General features: G+C 71.3%; 18 protein-coding genes. 7 read left to right on the forward strand and 11 right to left on the reverse strand.

Features of this window, described 5'->3' with window-relative positions; all coding sequences use genetic code 11:
• Positions 1-41: 41 nt before the first annotated feature.
• Positions 42-821: a SigE family RNA polymerase sigma factor gene (locus D7231_RS19975; RefSeq protein WP_120756853.1), complete on the reverse strand. Its 780-nt coding sequence runs from the start codon at positions 819-821 to the stop codon at positions 42-44.
• A gap of 214 nt (positions 822-1,035) precedes the next feature.
• Between D7231_RS19975 and afsQ1 the strand changes: the two genes are divergently transcribed.
• The 5 genes from afsQ1 (at position 1,036) to D7231_RS20000 (ending at position 4,927) form a co-directional block, all read left to right on the forward strand.
• The gene (gene afsQ1, locus D7231_RS19980) at positions 1,036-1,713 is read left to right on the forward strand and encodes a two-component system response regulator AfsQ1 (protein ID WP_173864811.1); all 678 of its coding nucleotides are present in this window, start codon (positions 1,036-1,038) and stop codon (positions 1,711-1,713) included.
• 38 nt (positions 1,714-1,751) lie between these two features.
• Positions 1,752-3,242, forward strand: a complete 1,491-nt coding sequence (locus D7231_RS19985) for a sensor histidine kinase (RefSeq protein WP_120757146.1) — start codon at positions 1,752-1,754, stop codon at positions 3,240-3,242.
• The gene (locus D7231_RS19990) at positions 3,239-3,865 is read left to right on the forward strand and encodes a hypothetical protein (protein WP_120756854.1); all 627 of its coding nucleotides are present in this window, start codon (positions 3,239-3,241) and stop codon (positions 3,863-3,865) included. Before D7231_RS19985 ends, D7231_RS19990 begins: the two co-directional genes overlap by 4 nt.
• 168 nt (positions 3,866-4,033) lie before the next feature.
• Complete coding sequence (locus tag D7231_RS19995) at positions 4,034-4,588, forward strand: VanZ family protein (protein WP_120757147.1); 555 nt, start codon at positions 4,034-4,036, stop codon at positions 4,586-4,588.
• A gap of 117 nt (positions 4,589-4,705) precedes the next feature.
• A complete protein-coding gene (locus D7231_RS20000; protein ID WP_120756855.1) occupies positions 4,706-4,927 on the forward strand; it encodes a PspC domain-containing protein in 222 nt (73 codons plus the stop codon).
• A 75-nt stretch (positions 4,928-5,002) separates the two neighbouring features.
• Here the strand turns inward: D7231_RS20000 and D7231_RS20005 are convergent, their stop codons facing one another.
• Both D7231_RS20005 and D7231_RS20010 read right to left on the reverse strand, forming a co-directional pair.
• Positions 5,003-5,461, reverse strand: coding sequence for a hypothetical protein (locus D7231_RS20005; RefSeq protein ID WP_120756856.1), 459 nt, complete (start codon positions 5,459-5,461; stop codon positions 5,003-5,005).
• Positions 5,462-5,648: 187 nt separating this feature from the next.
• Positions 5,649-6,761 carry an adenosine deaminase gene (locus tag D7231_RS20010; protein ID WP_120756857.1) on the reverse strand — a complete coding sequence of 371 codons (1,113 nt, stop codon included), beginning with the start codon at positions 6,759-6,761 and terminating at the stop codon, positions 5,649-5,651.
• Positions 6,762-6,863: 102 nt separating this feature from the next.
• On the opposite strand from D7231_RS20010, the gene D7231_RS20015 reads away from it, so the two are divergent.
• Positions 6,864-7,682 (forward strand): alpha/beta hydrolase, encoded by an 819-nt coding sequence (locus D7231_RS20015; protein ID WP_228774077.1) that lies wholly within the window; start codon positions 6,864-6,866, stop codon positions 7,680-7,682.
• A 28-nt stretch (positions 7,683-7,710) separates the two neighbouring features.
• Here the strand turns inward: D7231_RS20015 and D7231_RS20020 are convergent, their stop codons facing one another.
• Entirely contained in the window at positions 7,711-8,697 is a 987-nt protein-coding gene (locus D7231_RS20020; RefSeq protein WP_120756858.1) for a LysR family transcriptional regulator, read from the reverse strand.
• Positions 8,698-8,760: 63 nt separating this feature from the next.
• On the opposite strand from D7231_RS20020, the gene D7231_RS20025 reads away from it, so the two are divergent.
• Complete coding sequence (locus D7231_RS20025; protein ID WP_120756859.1) at positions 8,761-10,068, forward strand: MFS transporter; 1,308 nt, start codon at positions 8,761-8,763, stop codon at positions 10,066-10,068.
• A gap of 84 nt (positions 10,069-10,152) precedes the next feature.
• Here the strand turns inward: D7231_RS20025 and D7231_RS20030 are convergent, their stop codons facing one another.
• From D7231_RS20030 to D7231_RS20060, 7 genes are all read right to left on the reverse strand, one after another.
• Positions 10,153-10,746 (reverse strand): Uma2 family endonuclease, encoded by a 594-nt coding sequence (locus tag D7231_RS20030; protein ID WP_120757149.1) that lies wholly within the window; start codon positions 10,744-10,746, stop codon positions 10,153-10,155.
• 103 nt (positions 10,747-10,849) lie between these two features.
• Entirely contained in the window at positions 10,850-12,133 is a 1,284-nt protein-coding gene (locus D7231_RS20035; RefSeq protein ID WP_120756860.1) for a thymidine phosphorylase, read from the reverse strand.
• A 95-nt stretch (positions 12,134-12,228) separates the two neighbouring features.
• Positions 12,229-12,621: a cytidine deaminase gene (locus tag D7231_RS20040; RefSeq protein WP_120756861.1), complete on the reverse strand. Its 393-nt coding sequence runs from the start codon at positions 12,619-12,621 to the stop codon at positions 12,229-12,231.
• A complete protein-coding gene (locus D7231_RS20045) occupies positions 12,618-13,907 on the reverse strand; it encodes an ABC transporter permease (RefSeq protein ID WP_120756862.1) in 1,290 nt (429 codons plus the stop codon). Before D7231_RS20045 ends, D7231_RS20040 begins: the two co-directional genes overlap by 4 nt.
• On the reverse strand, positions 13,904-15,010 hold the full coding sequence (locus tag D7231_RS20050) for an ABC transporter permease (protein WP_120756863.1): 1,107 nt from the start codon (positions 15,008-15,010) through the stop codon (positions 13,904-13,906). Before D7231_RS20050 ends, D7231_RS20045 begins: the two co-directional genes overlap by 4 nt.
• Entirely contained in the window at positions 15,007-16,695 is a 1,689-nt protein-coding gene (locus D7231_RS20055) for an ABC transporter ATP-binding protein (RefSeq protein WP_120757150.1), read from the reverse strand. Before D7231_RS20055 ends, D7231_RS20050 begins: the two co-directional genes overlap by 4 nt.
• A gap of 267 nt (positions 16,696-16,962) precedes the next feature.
• Positions 16,963-18,000 carry a BMP family lipoprotein gene (locus D7231_RS20060; RefSeq protein WP_120757151.1) on the reverse strand — a complete coding sequence of 346 codons (1,038 nt, stop codon included), beginning with the start codon at positions 17,998-18,000 and terminating at the stop codon, positions 16,963-16,965.
• Between the last annotated feature and the right edge of the window lie 148 nt (positions 18,001-18,148).

Consider the following 18,148-nt stretch of genomic DNA (forward strand, 5'->3'; position numbering starts at 1 on the left):
CCCCCGTTCAGGGCCCATCGTCGTCCGTTCGTCCGGCGGCCTCAGGCGACCAGTTCGCCGAAGGACTCCAGCTGGTCCCGGCCGGAGCCGATGACCTCGTCGTCGCGCAGGCGGCGCAGCGAGCGCCAGATGCTGCTCTTGACCGTGCCGACGCTGATGTCCAGGATCTCGGCGATCTCCGGGTCCGTGCGGCCCTCGTAGTAGCGCAGGACGAGCATCGTGCGCTGGAGCTCGGGCAGCCGGGCCAGCGCCTGCCAGAGGACGGCGCGCAGCTCGGTGCCGCGCATCGCGTCGCTCTCGCCGGGCATCTCCGGCAGTTCCTCGGTCGGGTACTCGTTCAGCTTGCGCCGGCGCCAGGCGCTGATGTGCAGGTTGGTCATCGTGCGGCGCAGGTAGCCGCCGACGGCCGCCTTGTCCGTGATCCGGTCCCAGGCGCGGTAGGTGGAGAACAGCGCGCTCTGGAGCAGGTCCTCCGCCTCGTGCCGGTCGCCGGTCAGGTGGTAGGCGGTCGCGTACAGGGAGGCGCGGCGCTCCTGGACGTAGGCGGTGAACGCCGCTTCGGCGGACTCGGCCTGCGTCCGGGACGCCGCCGTGACGTCCCCCGTCTTCTCCCCCAGGGCCTCCGGAGCCGCCCCCGCAGCTCCCTTGGCCTGCCCGTACGTGACCGCGTCGATCGCCACCATGTACGGCGGCCGGACGCGTCCGGTGCCGCGGGCGCACCCCCGCCCGCCCACGGCACCGGACTTCTCCGGGCCCCGCCCGGCGTCGTGCAGGCGCGTGCGAATGACTGCGCTGGTCGTGGTGCTGTGCAGTGTGTTCATCTCGCGCCCCCCGTCGGTGGAGCCAGCCTCGGTCCGATTTCCGTACCGGGCCTTGCTGCCCGATGAACAGAAGCCTGCCGGGCCAGTTTCATCGCGTTGTCCGCCGACTGTCACAGCCCTGCAACAGCCCGGCGGGGCACGGAAGACCCCGGCGGGACCCCGCGCGGAGGGCGCCGGTCGAACTACCGGGCTGTCGTAGGCCAGAATGACCACCGTGCCTTCCCTGTTGCTGATCGAGGACGACGACGCCATCCGGACCGCTCTCGAGTTCTCCCTGTCCCGTCAGGGCCACCGTGTGGTGACCGCGGCGACGGGCGAGGACGGCCTGAAGCTGCTCCGCGAGCAGCGGCCGGATCTGATCGTGCTGGACGTGATGCTGCCCGGTATCGACGGCTTCGAGGTGTGCCGGCGCATCCGCCGCACCGACCAGCTGCCGATCATCCTGCTCACCGCGCGCAGCGACGACATCGACGTCGTGGTGGGCCTGGAGTCCGGCGCGGACGACTACGTGGTCAAGCCCGTGCAGGGCCGGGTGCTGGACGCCCGGATCCGCGCGGTGCTGCGCCGCGGCGAGCGCGAGACCAACGACTCGGCCGCCTTCGGCTCGCTGGTCATCGACCGGTCCGCGATGACCGTGACCAAGAACGGCGAGGAGCTCCAGCTCACGCCGACCGAGCTGCGGCTGCTGCTGGAGCTCAGCCGCCGGCCGGGGCAGGCGCTCTCGCGCCAGCAGCTGCTGCGCCTGGTCTGGGAGCACGACTACCTGGGCGATTCCCGGCTGGTCGACGCCTGTGTGCAGCGGCTGCGCGCCAAGGTCGAGGACGTGCCGTCGTCCCCGACCCTGATCCGCACCGTGCGCGGCGTCGGCTACCGCCTGGACGCTCCGCAGTGACCGCACGCGTGCGCCGCTGGGCAGCCGCCCGCAATGTGATGAAGCTGAGCCTGCGCTGGATAAGCCTGCGGCTGCGGCTGATGCTCGTCTTCGCCCTGGTCGCCCTGGCCGCAGCCGTCTCCGCATCGGCGATCGCGTACTGGCTCAACCGCGACGCGGTGCTCACCCGCACCCAGGACGCGGCCCTCGACGACTTCCGCAAGTCCCTCCAGGACAACACCGGCACGCTGCCCCTCGGGCCGACCTGCCAGGAGCTCCAGGCGGCGGCCGACCGGATGGCGGCCACGTCGCAGAAGTACGAGGTGCTGCTGATCGGCAGCGGCGAGGGCGGCAAGGCGTGCGCCGCGCCCTCGGACCGCGACCTGTTCTCGCTGAAGGTCGTGCCGAAGTCGCTCCAGGCGGCCGTGAACCGCGAGCGGCGCGTGGACGACTCCAACCGCTACGCGTACCACCTGTACTGGCAGCGGATCACGCTGGAGGGCAAGCCGTACCTGGTGGGCGGCGCGAAGGTGATCGGCGGCGGCCCCACCGGCTATCTGCTGAAGTCCCTGGAGAACGAGCGAGCCGACCTCAATTCGCTGGCCTGGTCGCTGGGCATCGCCACCGGCCTGGCGCTCATCGGCTCCGCGCTGCTCGCGCAGGCCGCCGCGTCCACCGTGCTGCGGCCCGTGCAGCGGCTCGGAGACGCGGCCCGGCGGCTCGGCGAGGGCAAGCTGGACACCCGGCTGCGCGTCTCCGGCACGGACGAGCTGGCCGACCTGTCGCGCACCTTCAACAAGACCGCGGAGTCGCTCCAGAAGCGCGTCGAGGAGCTCAGCGCCCGGGAGGCCGCCAGCCGCCGCTTCGTCGCCGACATGTCGCACGAGCTGCGGACCCCGCTCACGGCCATCACGGCCGTGACCGAGGTGCTGGAGGACGAGGCGGACAACCTCGATCCGATGATCGCCCCGGCGGTGCAGCTCGTCGTGAGCGAGACCCGCCGGCTGAACGACCTGGTGGAGAATCTGATGGAGGTCACCCGCTTCGACGCGGGCACGGCCCGGCTGGTGCTGGACGACGTGGACGTCGCCGACCAGGTCACCGCCTGCATCGACGCCCGCGCCTGGCTGGACGCCGTCGAGCTGGACGCCGAGCGCGGCATCGTGGTCCGGCTCGACCCGCGGCGCCTCGACGTCATCCTCGCCAACCTCATCGGCAACGCCCTCAAGCACGGCGGCTCGCCCGTGCGCGTCTCGGTCCGCACGGAGGACGACGCGCTGCGCATCGACGTGCGCGACCACGGCCCGGGCATCCCCGAGGACGTCCTGCCGCACGTCTTCGACCGCTTCTACAAGGCGAGCGCGTCCCGGCCGCGCTCCGAGGGCAGCGGCCTCGGCCTGTCCATCGCCCTGGAGAACGCCCACATCCACGGCGGCGAGATCACCGCCGCCAACTCCCCCGAGGGCGGCGCCGTCTTCACGCTGACCCTGCCGCGGGACGCCTCGGACCTGGCGGAGCAGCCGGCCGGGGACGGGGAGGGCGGCAAGTGAGAAGCGCTCCCCCCGCACTGGCAAAGACCTCGCGGCTGAGAACGGCCCTGCGCGGCACCGCTCTGGCCCTCGCCCTGCTCGGCACGGCCACGGCCTGCGGCATCCGCGGCACGGCCGTGCCGGTGGACGCGGGCGGGGCGCCGTCGCGCTCGTCGTGCGTCGTCAAGCCCGGGCGCACGCTCCCTTCGGGCGCCGCCACCGTGACCGTGCAGCTGGAGTGCACCTCGCAGCTGGTGCCCGTCACCCGCGCGGTGCCCGGGCCCGACACCTCCGAGGACGGCGTGGCCGTCGCCCGCCTGCTGCTCGACGAGCTCCGCAAGGCGCCCTCGAACGAGGAGGCCGAGGCGGGCATGTCCACGGCCGTGCCGCAGCGGCTGACCGTGTCCGGGCCGCGGCCCGGCGACCCGGCCGGGACGCTGCGGCTGGGCCGGGACCCCGGTGAGCTGCCGCAGGTCGGGCTGGCGCAGCTCGTGTGCACGTACGCGGGGACCGCCGCGGCCGACGGCAAGCGGGCGGTGATCCTGGGCGGGCCGGCCGAGGAGCGGCCCAGGAGCTACGTCTGCACCGACGAGCTCCGGGTGCATCCCGACAGCGCGGACATCACGGGAACGCCCGTCTCGTAAGGGCCGTCGCGCTGCGACGGTGGTCACAGCGCCGCGGCGGGCGTCCGGCGGCATACGGCACAAGTCCGGTGGCATATGCGGCAACCGGAACCCGGCGCGCGCCACGGGAACCGCCGGAGGCTCCCGCAGGCCGGAACCGTGCGACCGGCGCACCGCGTCATGTGGGGCGTGCAGGGTCATGGTTACGGCGGTACGCCCGCCCTCCGATACCGCTACCGCCTCGCGGGCTGCGTGCTCCTCGTCGTCCATCTGCTGGCGGTCGGCTGGCTCGCCCTGCGCCCGCTGACCGTGCCCTGGGTGTCCGCCGCGCACCTGGAGCCGCTGGCCACGATCCGGGCCGACCTCGCCCTGAGCCCCTGGGAGGCGGCGCGGGCCATAGGGGCCGGGGTGCTGCCGCTGGCCCCGCTGGGCGTGCTGCTGCCCTGGGCGCGGGGCCGGCTCACGGCGTCGCCGCTGGGTTCGCTGACGCGCACGGTCTTCACCAGCGCGATGGTGTCGCTGGCGCTCCAGGTGGTGCAGAGCGGCGTCGTGGGCCAGGTGCTGGACGTGGACGCGCTCCTGCTGAACGTGACGGGGGTGGCGGCCGTGCACCTCGCCGTAGTCCCTGCGGCGAGGGCCCGTCTCCGTCGCAGGGGTGAGGGGCGGCGGCCGGAGCCCATACGCCGGGAGGAGGCCCCTCAGGGTGTCACCCCGACGATCCCCAGGGTCGGGATCGCCCCGTAGACCGACGCTCCGGCAGGGTCCGCGGACGTAGCTTTGAGTCATCGGGAAGCCGACGGGAGAGACGGGAAAAACGTTCCCGCGCCGTATCGGGTCCCCGTAAGACGAGGAGTCGCCGTCATGTCCGCCAAGCTGGTCCGTCCCCGCAACCACAGGATGATCGCCGGGGTGTGCGCCGGTCTGGCCGAGCGCTTCGGGACGTCCCGCACGACGATGCGGGTGATCTTCCTGCTCTCGTGCCTGCTGCCCGGCCCGCAGTTCCTGCTCTACATCGCGCTGTGGATCCTGCTGCCCTCGGAGGGCACGCACCAGGGCCGCGGCACGGCCGCGCAGTCCTGGTAGAGCGCCCACACACGGACGGCGGGCCGTTCCCCGGGTCAGGGGAACGGCCCGCCGCCGTACGAGCGGTCCGCGGGGTCAGCCGCCGATGCCCGAGATCGGCAGGCTGCCGAGCGGCAGGCCGGACAGGGGCGCCAGCAGGCCCGTGTTCCCCTTGTTGTCGGCAGGCAGGGTCTTGGCCGGGACGCCCTCGGCCGGGACGCTCTCGGCCGGGGCCGGGACGGCCCTGGTCGCGCCCTTCGGGGCGAGCTCGTGGGTGGGGAGCTGCGGCGCGACGGCCTTGTCCACGGCCTGGGCCGGGGCCGTCAGCATGCCGCTCTGGATGGCGCGGTCCGCCGCGGAGATCACCGGGCCGCCCGCGGGGGCGACCTGGGCGACCTGCTGGATGGGCAGCCCCGCCGTCGTGGTCCGGGCGGTGGTCGTGAGCGATTCGACGGCACCCGCGGCGCCCGCCGCCTGAGCGCTCCCCGCCGCCGCGGCGGCGAAGGCAACACCGAGGGCGACGGCACCGAGAGTCCTGAAGTTTCCGAGCTTCATCTGAATTCTGTCCTCGCGACGGGGGATTCTTCGAGCGGCACTGCAACCTAGCCACGACTTCCCGGCCGCCGCAATGATTGACACGGCCGGGACGATTAACGTCCCGGCCGTCGTACGCTATTCCCCGCGGATTCACCGTCCGTTGCGGCCGGTGAAATCGCCGCTGGTCAGAAAGGCCCGCCCGCTCCTACTGGAAGAGCCACTCGGCCTTGATCTCGGCGTAACCCGGCTTGATCACGTCATTGATCATCGCCAGACGTTCGTCGAATGGGATGAACGCGGACTTCATCGCGTTGACGGTGAACCACTGGATGTCGTCCAGCGTGTAGCCGAAGGCCTTCACCAGGTGCTCGAATTCACCGCTCATGCTGGTGCCGCCCATAAGGCGATTATCGGTATTGACCGTCGCCCGGAAATGCAGTTTCCGGAGCAGACCGATCGGGTGCTCCTCGTACGAGCTGGCCGCGCCGGTCTGGAGATTCGAGGTGGGGCACATCTCCAGCGGAATGCGCTTGTCCCGGACGTAGGACGCGAGCCGTCCGAGCTTCGCCTTCCCGTCCTCGCCGACCTCGATGTCGTCGATGATGCGCACGCCGTGGCCGAGCCGGTCCGCGCCGCACCACTGGAGCGCCTGCCAGATCGACGGCAGGCCGAAGGCCTCGCCCGCGTGGATGGTGAAGTGGTTGTTCTCGCGCTTGAGGTACTCGAACGCGTCCAGGTGGCGGGTGGGAGGGAAGCCCGCCTCGGCGCCCGCGATGTCGAAGCCGACGACGCCGGAGTCGCGGTAGCGGTTGGCGAGTTCGGCGATCTCCAGGGCGCGGGCGGCGTGCCGCATGGCGGTGAGCAGCGCGCCCACCCGGATGCGGTGGCCGGCCGCCTTGGCGCGGCGCTCGCCCTCGCGGAAGCCCTCGTTGACGGCCTCCACGACCTCTTCGAGGGTGAGACCGGCCTCCAGGTGCTGCTCCGGTGCGTAGCGCACTTCGGCGTAGACGACGCCGTCCTCCGCGAGGTCCTCGGCGCACTCCGCGGCCACCCGGACGAGCGCTTCGCGGGTCTGCATCACGGCGCAGGTGTGCGCGAAGGTCTCCAGGTAGCGCTCCAGGGAGCCGGAGTCGGCCGCCTCGCGGAACCAGACGCCCAGCTTGTCCGCGTCGGTCTCGGGCAGACCGGTGTAGCCCGCCTCGCGGGCCAGGTCGACGATCGTGCCGGGGCGCAGCCCGCCGTCCAGGTGGTCGTGCAGGAGGACCTTGGGGGCGCGACGGATCTGTTCGGGGTTCGGTTGGATGGTCTCGGTCGTCATTTCGGCACTCTAGCCCCTACGCGCGTAGATGTCGGCGAACGATACGGAACGGTGACCCGTCGGCGGGGTGGACACCACCGGTCCTTCTGCCATCGTTCTGCCATGGCTCAGCAAGCGTTGCCTCAGCGGGAACCGGAAGGAACGCACGGACGGCCGAACACCCCGCGGGACAAGAGGGATACGGCGCGGCCCACGGCGCGGCTGGGGAAGCCGCTCGGCGCCGGGCGCACGGTGCACGGCGTGGCGCTGCTGCTGCCGGGCGGACGGGCCGCGGGCACCGGGCGGCCCTCGCCGCTCGTCCTCGCGGCGCAGCGGCCGCTGGCCCGCCGGCTGGCCGCGGCGGCCGCGGCGGACGGGCTGGTCACGCACGTCGTCCACTACCGGCGGCGCGGGTGGAACGGTTCCGCGGCGGACCCGGTGCGGGATGCGGAGTGGGCGGCGGACGAGGTGGGGCGGCGCTACGGCGACGTGCCGGTGTGCCTCGTCGGCACGGACATGGGCGGGCGCGCCGCGCTCCTCGCCGCGGGGCACCAGGCGGTGACCTCTGTGCTGGCCATAGCGCCCTGGCTGCCGGACCCGGCGGTCCTCCCCGAGCCGGAACCGGTGCGGCAGTTGACCGGGCGGCGGGTGCTTCTCGTGCACGGCACCAACGACGAGCACACGGACCCGGACCTGTCGTTGCGCCTCGCCCAGCGGGCGAAGAAGGTCAACCGCGACGTGTGCCGCTTCGAGGTCCACTCCGACGGGCACGGCCTGCGGCAGCACCGCGCGGAAGTACAGGCCCTGGCGGCCGACTTCGTCCGCGGCGCGCTCTTCGGCCACCACTTCGCGAGGCCGGTGGCGGACGCGCTGGCGGCGCCGCCGCCGCTGGGGCTCCGCATGCCGCTCGCCTCCGGCTTCGGGGCGGGGCTGGGGTACTGAGCCGTGGCTGCGGCGTACCCCGTACCCCTCAGCGCGGCAGCAACTGGCCCCTCCTCGACAGGAGGAAGCGTTTGAACGCCGCCACCGGGGGCGTGTCGGGGTGGCCGTCCAGCCAGGCCACGCCGATCTCACGGAAGGCGCGCGGCGCGGTGACCGTCAGTTCGGCGACGCCGGGCCGCGGGACGGCCGGCGGGGGCAGGAGGGCCACTCCGAGGCCCGCGGCCACCAGGCCGCGCAGCGTCTCCGCCTCCTCCCCCTCGAAGGCGATCTTCGGCGTGAACCCCGCCTCCGCGCAGACCGCGTCGGTGATGCGCCGCAGCCCGTAACCGGGTTCGAGGGTGACGAAGAGCTCGGACGCGGCCTCGGCGAGGCGGATCCGCTTGCGGGAGGCGAGGGGGTGGTCGTCGGGGACGACGAGCCGCAGCCTCTGCTCGTCGAGGCGGCGGGAGACGAGGTCCGGGGCGTCCGGGACGGGCGAGGTGAGGCACAGGTCGAGCTCGCCGTCGCGCAGCCGTTGCAGCATGGACTCGCCGTAGTTCTGCACGAGCTGGAACCGTACGCGCGGATGGTCGGCGCGGAAGGCGCGGATGAGCCCGGGTACGGTCTCGGTGCCGAGGGTGTGGAGGAAGCCGAAGGCGACCTTGCCGGCGGCGGGGTCGGCGTCGGCCCGTACGGACTCGGCGGCGCGGTCGACCTCGGACAGGGCGCGGTCGACGGTGGCGAGGAAGGTGCGGCCGGCCGCGGTCAGGGAGACCGTGCGGCCGTGGCGGGCGAACAGGGCGACGCCCAGGTCGGCTTCGAGGCGGGCCATCGAGCGGCTGAGCGTGGACTGCGGCACGCCGATCTGCTGCGCGGCGCGCGTGACGTGCTCGTGGCGGGCGACGGCGACGAACTGCGCGAGCCGCGGAGTGAGGGTGGCGGCCCAGGAGTCGGCCTCGACATCCGCTGTTACGGGGATGTCTTTTTCATTGCCGGGCGGTGACAAGGGCGGCCGTGACCTGCGTTCATGCAACACAGGATCGATTATCGCCATTCTGTGCATTGGACGCATCAGCTGTGGGCTGCCTACGGTTTTGGCATGCCTCCTGCCGATACCGGGGCATCCAGCGTCATCGTGCGTTCGGGTGCCTCTGCTCTGTCGTCCCTTCACTTCTCCCACTCCTCCGACGAGGACACCCGGCTGGAGCCGGGCGGCCCCGGCTACCGCCGGATGAGCTTCGCCCTGTTCGCCGCGGGCGTCGCCACGTTCGCCCTCCTCTACTCCACGCAGGCGCTGCTGCCCGCCATCTCGGGCGGCCTCGGAGTGACGGCCGATCAGGCCAGCTGGACGGTGTCCGCCGCGACGGGCGGGCTCGCCCTCGCGGTCGTGCCGCTCAGCGCCCTCTCCGAGCGCTTCGGGCGCCGCACGATGATGACCGCCTCCCTGTGTGTGGCCGCGCTGGTGGCCCTGCTCGTGCCGCTCGCGCCGAGCCTGGGCTGGCTGGTGGCGCTGCGCGCGGTGCAGGGCGCGGCGCTGGCCGGGGTGCCGGCGTCGGCGATGGCCTACCTCGCGGAGGAGGTCCGGCCGAGGGCGCTGGTCGGCGCGATCGGCCTGTTCGTGGCGGGCAACAGCATCGGCGGCATGACGGGCCGCATCCTCGCGGGCTGGGTGGCCCAGGCGTGGGGCTGGCGGGCCGGCCTGGCCGCGGTGGGCGCGCTGGCGGTGGTGTGCGCGCTGGTGTTCCGGCTGCTGATCCCGCGGGCGCGGCACTTCAAGGCGGCGGCGGTGTCGCCGAGGCAGCTGGCCCGTACGGTGGGCGGTCACCTCTCGGACCCGCTGCTGCGGCGCCTGTACGCGATCGGCGCGCTGTTCATGACGGTCTTCGGCGCGGTGTACACCGTGATCGGCTACCGGCTGGCGGAGGCGCCGTTCTCCCTGCCGCAGGGCGTCGTGGGCTCGATCTTCCTGATCTACCTGGTCGGCACGGCGTCGTCGGCCGCGGCCGGCAAGCTCGTCGGCCGGATGGGGCGGCGCGGGGCGCTGTACCTGGCGGTCGGCACGACGACGCTGGGCCTGCTGCTGACGGTGACGTCGTCGCTGCTCGCGGTCCTGGCGGGGCTGGTGCTCATCACGGCGGGCTTCTTCGCCGGCCACGCGGTGGCGTCGTCCTCGGTCAGCCGCGCCGCGAAGACGGGCCGGGCCCAGGCCTCGGCCCTCTACCAGACGGCGTACTACCTGGGTTCGTCGGTCGGCGGCACGCTCGGCGCGCTCGCCTTCGGCGCGGCGGGCTGGGACGGCACGGTGGTGCTGGGCCTGCTGGCGATGGTGGGCGCGGCGTCGATCACGCTGTACGCGACGCGGCGGGCGCTCGTGGAGCGCCGCCGCGCGGCGGCCGTCCGGGCGTAGCCCGGGCCCGCACAGCCCGAAGGGGCCGTTTCCCCGCCACCTGTCCTGGCGGGGGAACGGCCCCTTCGGCGTTATCAGAAGCTCTCAGCTGACAGGGAACGCCTCCGTCACGAGCGTCATGCCGAACGGCTCCGGCAAGTGAATGTCCTCGCCGAACTTGCCCGCGTGCAGCACACGGTAGACGTCGTCCTTCGGCTCGCCGTACAGCGTGATCGTCGGGCCTCCAGGGGCCCATCGGTCAACCAGCAGATAGAGCGGCACCATCGCGCGGGCATAACCGGCGGCCTTCTTGATCCGGTCGTGGTTCGCATTGGTCTTCGACGTGATCTCGACGATCAGCTCGGCGCCGGCCGCCGGAACGAAATTGTCGGACTCCACGCGCAGGACCGCCTTGGGCACGACCGCGATATCCGGGATGAAGAGACCGCTGCGTGACGGTACGGACGTCCCCAGTGTCTGGTAGATGCCCCAGTCTTCCGGGATCACTTGATACAGACGACGCTGGATGATGTCCGCGATGTCGTTGTGATCGATGGCGGGCGCTGGCGACACGGTGATGATCCCCTCAATGATCTCCACCTTGCAGCCCTCGGGCGCGTCCGTCTCCTGCCAGATACGGACGAGCTCCTCCCACTCGGGGCTGGAACCCGGCGAGCAGTCGAGAGGGAGTGCACTCATGGCGGTCTCCTTTTGTCGGAACATCACCGAGCCCAGCATGCCGAACGGGACCGGCGGAGGTCCACCGGTCCCGTTCACCCGTACGAGTAGTGACGGCTAGCGCTTACGCGATGCGGTCCAGGACGATCGGGTTCGCCGTGAAGTCCGTGCCCTCGGGGGCGATCTCCACGCCGCCGTCCAGCGCGGCGAGCGCGTAGTCGAACTTCTCCGGGGTGTCCGTGTGGAGGGTCATCAGGGGCTGGCCCTCGGTGACCTTCTCGCCCGGCTTGGCGTGCATCTCGATGCCCGCGCCGAACTGCACCGGGTCCTCCTTGCGCGCGCGGCCCGCGCCCAGGCGCCAGGCGGAGACGCCGACGGCGTACGCGTCCAGCTTGGTGAGGACGCCGGAGGCCGTGGCCTTGACGACGTGCTGCTCGCGGGCGACCGGAAGCACCGCGTCCGGGTCGCCGCCCTGGGCCTGGATCATGCGGCGCCAGTGGTCCATGGCGCTGCCGTCGCGCAGCGCCTTGGCCGGGTCGGCGTCCTTGATGCCGGCCGCGTCGAGCATCTCGCGGGCCAGGGCGATGGTCAGCTCGACGACGTCGGCCGGGCCGCCGCCGGCGAGGACCTCGACGGACTCGCGGACCTCGAGGGCGTTGCCCGCGGTGAGGCCGAGCGGGGTGGACATGTCCGTCAGCAGGGCCACGGTCTTGACGCCGTGGTCGGTGCCGAGGCCGACCATCGTGGACGCCAGCTCGCGCGCGTCCTCGATGTTCTTCATGAAGGCGCCGGAGCCGACCTTCACGTCCAGGACGAGCGAGCCCGTACCCTCGGCGATCTTCTTGGACATGATGGAGGAGGCGATCAGCGGGATCGCCTCGACCGTGCCGGTGACGTCACGCAGCGCGTAGAGCTTCTTGTCGGCCGGGGCGAGGCCGTCGCCCGCGGCGCAGATGACGGAGCCGACGTTGCGCAGGACGTCCATCATCTCGTCGTTGGAGAGCAGCGCGCGCCAGCCGGGGATGGACTCCAGCTTGTCCAGCGTGCCGCCGGTGTGGCCGAGGCCGCGGCCGGACAGCTGCGGGACGGCCGCGCCGCACGCCGCGACGAGGGGCGCCAGCGGCAGCGTGATCTTGTCGCCGACGCCGCCCGTGGAGTGCTTGTCGGAGGTCGGCACCGGCAGCGAGGAGAAGTCCATGCGCTCGCCGGACTTGATCATCGCGGCGGTCCAGCGGGCGATCTCCGCGCGGTCCATGCCGTTGAGCAGGATGGCCATCGCGAGCGCGGACATCTGCTCGTCGGCGACCTCACCGCGCGTGTACGCGTCGATGACCCAGTCGATCTGCTCGTCGGTCAGTCGACCGCGGTCGCGCTTGGCGCGGATCACGGAAATGGCGTCCATCAGCACATTTTCCTTAAGTTCGTAGTCCTCAGGTCTTTCCGGGGCCGGAAAGTGACCCGGACGGGCTGCATCAGCAGCCCGTCCGGCGCTTAGGGACATCTTTATCGATTCAGGTCAGCGGGCCCAAACGCATCCGGCAGGAGCTCCGCCAGCGGGCGGATGCCGGACGCCGTGTCGACGGCCAGCCCGGGGCCGCCGTGCTCCCACAGGAGCTGGCGGCAGCGCCCGCAGGGCATGAGCACGTTGCCGTGCCGGTCGCAGCAGGTGAAGGCCACGAGCCGGCCGCCGCCCGTGGCGACCAGCTCCGAGACGAGGCCGCACTCGGCGCACAGGGCGACGCCGTAGGCCGCGTTCTCCACGTTGCAGCCGGACACGGTGCGGCCGTCGTCCACGAGGGCCGCCGAGCCGACGGGGAAGCCGGAGTACGGGGCGTAGGCCCGGGACATCGCGTCCCGGGCCAGCCCGCGCAGCTCCTCCCAGTTGGGAGAGGTCACTTTCCTTGGCCCTTCCGGTACGGCTTGCCGTTCGCCTTGGGCATTCTCAGGCGTTGCGAGGACACCGACAGGACGAGCAGCGTCGCCACGTACGGAGTCGCGACGACGAGCTCCAGCGGCACGGTGTCGGTCGTGACGTACCAGACGACCAGCAGGGCGCCGATGACACCGGCGATGATCGCGGCCCGCATCTTGCCGGCCTTCAGCCGCCACGCGGCGAAGCCGATCAGCAGCACGGCCAGGAGCAGCAGCAGCGCGTGGACGGTCGGGCCGCCGGAGCGCAGTTGGAGGCTGTCCATGAAGCCGAACAGGCCGGCGCTCATGGCCACGCCGCCCGGCCGCCAGTTGCCGGAGATCATGGTCGCGAGACCGATGTAGCCGCGGCCGGCGGTCTGGCCGTCGGAGTACATGTGCGTGCCGATGGCGAGGAACGCGCCGCCGAGGCCCGCGAGGGCGCCGGAGACGACCACGGCCGCGTACTTGTACGTGTAGACGTTGACGCCGAGGGACTCGGCGGCCACCGGGCTCTCACCGCACGAGCGCAGGCGCAGGCCGAAGGCGGAGCGCCACAGCACGTAGAAGGTGCCGACGAAGAGCAGCGCGGCGACGATCGTCAGCCAGGAGACGTCGGTGACCAGGCCGCGGACGATGCCGGCGAGGTCGGAGACGAGGAACCAGTGGTGCTTCTCGATGTCGCCGAGCCAGCCGGACAGGCCCGGGATGGAGAAGTCGGGCATGTTCTCCATGACGGGCGACTGTTTGTCGTTGCCGCCGGCCTGCTGGGCCGCGCTGCCCTCCGCCCCGAAGAGCAGCTTGGCGAAGTACTGCGTGACGCCGAGGGCCAGGATGTTCATGGCCACACCGGAGATGATCTGGTCGACGCCGAAGGTGACCGTGGCGATGGCGTGCACGAGGCCGCCGACCGCGCCGCCGATGACGCCGGCGAGCGCCGCGATCCACGGGCCGTGCTGCCAGCCCATCCAGCCGGCGCAGAAGGTGCCGAGCATCATCATGCCTTCGAGGCCGATGTTGACGACGCCCGCGCGCTCGGCCCACAGCCCGCCGAGGCCGGCGAGGCCGATCGGCACGGCGGCGGCGAGGGCGGAGCTGTACTGGCCCGAGGAGGTCAGGTCATTGGCGTCCGTGATCATCCGCAGGGCGGAGAGTAGGAGCAGGGCTCCCGCGATGATCAGCAGGACGACGGGGTAGGAGAGCTTCCGCCCCTTGCCGTCCTTGTTCTTGCCGCTCAGCCGCCCGGCGAGGGCGGCGGTGAAGGTCGTACTCACGCGGAAACCTCCGCCTTGTCGCTCTTACGGGCCTGGGCGGCGAGCTCCTCGCCGACCTTGCGCTGCTGCATCTTGAGGCCGTACCGGCGCACGAGCTCATAGGCGATGACGACGCACAGGACGATGACGCCCTGGATGACTCCGACGATCTCCTGGGCGTAGCCCTCGAACTCCAGCTGGGTGCCGGTGCGGTCCAGGAAGCCCCAGAGCAGGGCGCCGGCCACCATGCCGATGGGGTGGTTGCGGCCCAGGAGGGCGATGGCGATGCCGGTGAAGCCGATGCCGGCGGGGAAGTCGGTGCCGTAGTTGTACGAGACGCCGAGCAGGGTCGGCATGCCGACGAGGCCGGCCATGGCGCCGGAGAGCAGCATGGCGGTGATCACCATGCGCTTGACGCTCACGCCGGAGGCCTGGGCGGCGGACTCGGACTGGCCCACGGTGCGCAGGTCGAAGCCGAAGCGGGTGCGGCCGAGCACGAACCAGTAGGCGATGCCGGCCAGCACCGCGATGATCACGAAGCCGTAGATCGGCTTGGGCGTGGTCGGGATCTCGAAGAAGTGCGCCGAGTCGGGCAGGTAGGGCGTGTGAACGAGGTTGCCCTCCTTCACCGCGAGCCGGCCGTCCTTCAGGAAGTAGGCGATGACCGAGGCGCCGATGGCGTTCAGCATGATCGTGCTGATCACCTCGCTGACGCCGCGGGTGGTCTTCAGCAGACCGGCGATGCCCGCCCAGAGGGCGCCCACCAGCATCGCGACGATGATGATGACCGGGATCTGGATGATGCCGGGCAGCGTGAGCGCGCCGCCGACGGCGGCGGCGAAGAAGGCCGCGATGCGGTACTGGCCGTCGACGCCGATGTTGAACAGGTTCATCCGGAAGCCGATGGCGACGGCCAGCGCGGACAGGTAGTACGGGGTGGCCTTGTTGATGATCCAGACCTGGCTGTCGGCCTTGGAGCCGAAGTCGACCATCACCTCGTAGGCGTGGAACGGGTCCTTACCGGTGGCGGCGATGATGATCGAGGTGATCACCAGGGCGGCCACGATGGCCAGGAGCGGGGCGGCGATGCCCAGAATTACCTTGTTCTTGTCGAACTTCTTCACTTCTCGTCACCCTCCCCCGCGGCCTCGTCGGTAGCGTTCTCTGCACCGGCGGCGGTCGTGCCGCCGGCCTCGCCGGCAGCGGTGGCGTCCACGCCGTCCGCCGTGGTCTCTTCGCCGTCCTCGGTGTGCTCGAGGTGGCCGGTTGCGGCGCCGGTCATGGCCGAGCCCAACTCCTCCGGGGTGATCGTGGCGGGGTCGGCGTCGGCGACCAGGCGGCCGCGGAACATCACCCGCAGGGTGTCGGAGAGCCCGATCAGCTCGTCCAGGTCGGCGGAGATCAGCAGCACCGCCAGGCCCTCGTGGCGCGCCTCGCGGATCTGGTCCCAGATCTGCGCCTGCGCGCCGACGTCCACGCCCCGGGTGGGGTGCGCGGCGATGAGGAGCTTGGGCGCGTGGCTCATCTCGCGGCCGACGATCAGCTTCTGCTGGTTGCCGCCGGACAGGGAGGCCGCGGTGACCTCGATGCCGGGCGTGCGCACGTCGTACTCGCGCACGATGCGCTCGGTGTCGGTGCGGGCGGCCTTGTTGTCGAGGATGCCGCGCTTGCTGTTGGGCTTCTCGGTGACGTGGCCGAGGATGCGGTTCTCCCACAGCGGGGCTTCCAGCAGCAGGCCGTGCCGGTGGCGGTCCTCGGGGACGTAGCCGATGCCGCCCTCACGCCGCTTGCGGGTCGGCGCGTGGCTGATGTCGGTGCCGTCGAGGACGATGGTGCCGCCGTCGGGGTCGCGCATGCCCATGATGGCCTCGACGAGCTCCGCCTGGCCGTTGCCCTCCACGCCGGCGATGCCGAGGACCTCGCCCTTGTGGATGGTCAGGGAGATGCCGTCGAGGACCGCGCGGACGACGCCGTCGGGGTCGGTCGCCGACAGGTGCAGGCCGTCCACCTTCAGCATCTCGACGTCGGTGACGGTCGACTCGCGGGTCTCCGGCGAGGGCAGCTCGCTGCCGACCATCAGCTCGGCGAGCTGCTTGGGGGTGGTCTCGCTGGGGACCGCGGTGCCGACGGTGGTGCCGCGCCGGATGACGGTGATGTCGTCGGCGACGGACAGCACCTCGCCGAGCTTGTGCGAGATGAAGATGACCGTGAGGCCCTCGGACTTGAGCTCGCGCAGGTTGTCGAAGAGCGCGTCGACCTCCTGCGGGACCAGCACGGCGGTCGGCTCGTCGAGGATCAGGGTGCGGGCGCCGCGGTAGAGGACCTTGAGGATCTCCACGCGCTGGCGGTCGGCGACGCCGAGGTCCTCCACGAGGGCGTCGGGCCGGACGGCCAGGCCGTACGCGTCGGAGATCTCCTTGATCTTCGCGCGGGCCTTGCCGCCGATGCCGTGCAGCTTCTCGGCGCCCAGGACGACGTTCTCCAGGACGGTGAGGTTGTCGGCGAGCATGAAGTGCTGGTGCACCATGCCGATGCCGCGCGCGATGGCGTCGCCCGGGCTGTTCAGGGTGACCTGCTCGCCGTCGAGCGTGATGGTGCCCTCGTCCGGCTTCTGCATGCCGTAGAGGATCTTCATCAGGGTCGACTTGCCGGCGCCGTTCTCGCCGCAGAGGGCGTGGACGGTGCCGCGGCGGACCGTGAGGTGGATGTCGTGGTTGGCCACGACACCGGGGAACCGCTTGGTGATGCCCTCGAGTTCTACTGCGGGGGCCTGCGTACCTTCGGCTTCGGTACTGGTGGACGCTTTGATGGCGCACTCTCCTCGGGGAAGGGAGCGGGAGGAAGAAGCGGAGCCGTCCGGGCGGGGACCGGCTGAAGCTCCGTGGGGCGGGGGCGACGCTACACGCGTCAACGGGACGCTACGCGCGTAGCGTTGGCCGCAGTGCCCCCGGCCGGGGGCCGGGGGCGTGTCTACGGGCCCGGCGGAGAGGTCCTCTCTCTCGCCGGGCCCGGGGCCTTGCGGGTCCGGCCGGTCAGGCGGACCGGCCGGGAGGCGCCGGTCGGAACCGGCAGGTGGTCAGGACTTGACCGTGGACTTCACCACGACCTTGCCGTCCACGATGTTCTTCTTCGCTTCCTCGATCTTGGCCTTGATGTCGTCGATGAAGCCGCCCGAGGTGGCCAGCGAGACGCCGCCGTCCTTGAGCAGGTACTGGTGCGGGCCGGTGAGCGGCTTGCCGTCCTTGACGCTCTTGATCATGTCGAAGACCGCCACGTCCACGTTCTTCACGACCGAGGTGAGGATGTGGTCCTTGTACTTCTCCAGGCCCGGCTGCTGGTACTGGTCGGAGTCGACACCGATGGCCCAGGCGTCCTTCTTGCCCGCGACGGCCTCGATGGAGCCGTTGCCGGAGAGGCCGGCCGCCGTGTAGATCACGTCGATGTCACGGTCGAGCATGCCCTTGGCCTTGTCCTTGGCGGCCGCCGGGTCGTTGAAGCCCTTGTCGGTGCTGCCGAGGTACTCGGAGGTGACCTCGACCTTCGGGTTGGTCTCCTTCGCGCCCTGCTCGAAGCCCGCCTGGAACTTCTTGATCAGCTCGTTGTCCACGCCACCGATGAAGCCGACCTTGCCGGTCTTGGACTTCAGCGCGGCGGCGGCACCGGCGAGGTAGGAGCCCTCGTGCTCACCGAAGGTGATGCTGTTGATGTTGGGGCCCTGGACGACGGAGTCGACGATCGCGAAGTTGGTCTTCGGGAAGTCCTTGGCGACCTTCTCGATCGACTTCGCGTAGTTGAAGCCCACGCCGATGACCGGGTTGTAGCCCTTGTCCGCCAGGGAGCTGAGGCGCTGCTCGCGCTCGGCCTCGGTCTCGCCGTTCTTGGCGGTCATCATCTTGCTCTTGATGCCCAGTTCCTTCTCGGCCTTGTCCAGGCCACGAGCCGCGGACTCGTTGAAGGAGTGGTCGTCACGGCCGCCGACGTCGAACGCAAGACCGACGCCCTTGCCTCCGCCGCTGCCACCGGAGTCGGTGGAGGACTCACCACAGGCGGTGAGGGTGAATGCGAGAGCCGCGGTGCTGATGCCCGCGACAGCGATGGTGGATACCCGGCGCACGAGAGGCCCCTTCACTCGAAGCGCCTCCATTGGCGCTGGTCGCCGGAATCGTAACGCGCGTAGATGGAGTGAAAAGGGGTACTTCAAAGCCGTTATCGGATCGACGCGAACCACTATTGACCCGTTTGCGTCCTTGTTAGACACATCC

This window comes from Streptomyces klenkii (genome assembly GCF_003626645.1).
GTDB classification, from domain to species: domain Bacteria; phylum Actinomycetota; class Actinomycetes; order Streptomycetales; family Streptomycetaceae; genus Streptomyces; species Streptomyces klenkii.

Excerpts from the sequence above, each read along its gene's own strand:
- D7231_RS19975 (WP_120756853.1), bottom strand. The coding sequence starts at position 821 with ATGAACACACTGCACAGCACCACGACCAGCGCAGTCATTCGCACGCGC.
- D7231_RS19985 (WP_120757146.1), top strand. The coding sequence starts at position 1,752 with ATGAAGCTGAGCCTGCGCTGGATAAGCCTGCGGCTGCGGCTGATGCTC.
- D7231_RS20000 (WP_120756855.1), top strand. The coding sequence starts at position 4,706 with ATGTCCGCCAAGCTGGTCCGTCCCCGCAACCACAGGATGATCGCCGGG.
- D7231_RS20005 (WP_120756856.1), bottom strand. The coding sequence starts at position 5,461 with ATGAAGCTCGGAAACTTCAGGACTCTCGGTGCCGTCGCCCTCGGTGTT.
- D7231_RS20010 (WP_120756857.1), bottom strand. The coding sequence starts at position 6,761 with ATGACGACCGAGACCATCCAACCGAACCCCGAACAGATCCGTCGCGCC.
- D7231_RS20015 (WP_228774077.1), top strand. The coding sequence starts at position 6,864 with ATGGCTCAGCAAGCGTTGCCTCAGCGGGAACCGGAAGGAACGCACGGA.
- D7231_RS20025 (WP_120756859.1), top strand. The coding sequence starts at position 8,761 with ATGCCTCCTGCCGATACCGGGGCATCCAGCGTCATCGTGCGTTCGGGT.
- D7231_RS20030 (WP_120757149.1), bottom strand. The coding sequence starts at position 10,746 with ATGAGTGCACTCCCTCTCGACTGCTCGCCGGGTTCCAGCCCCGAGTGG.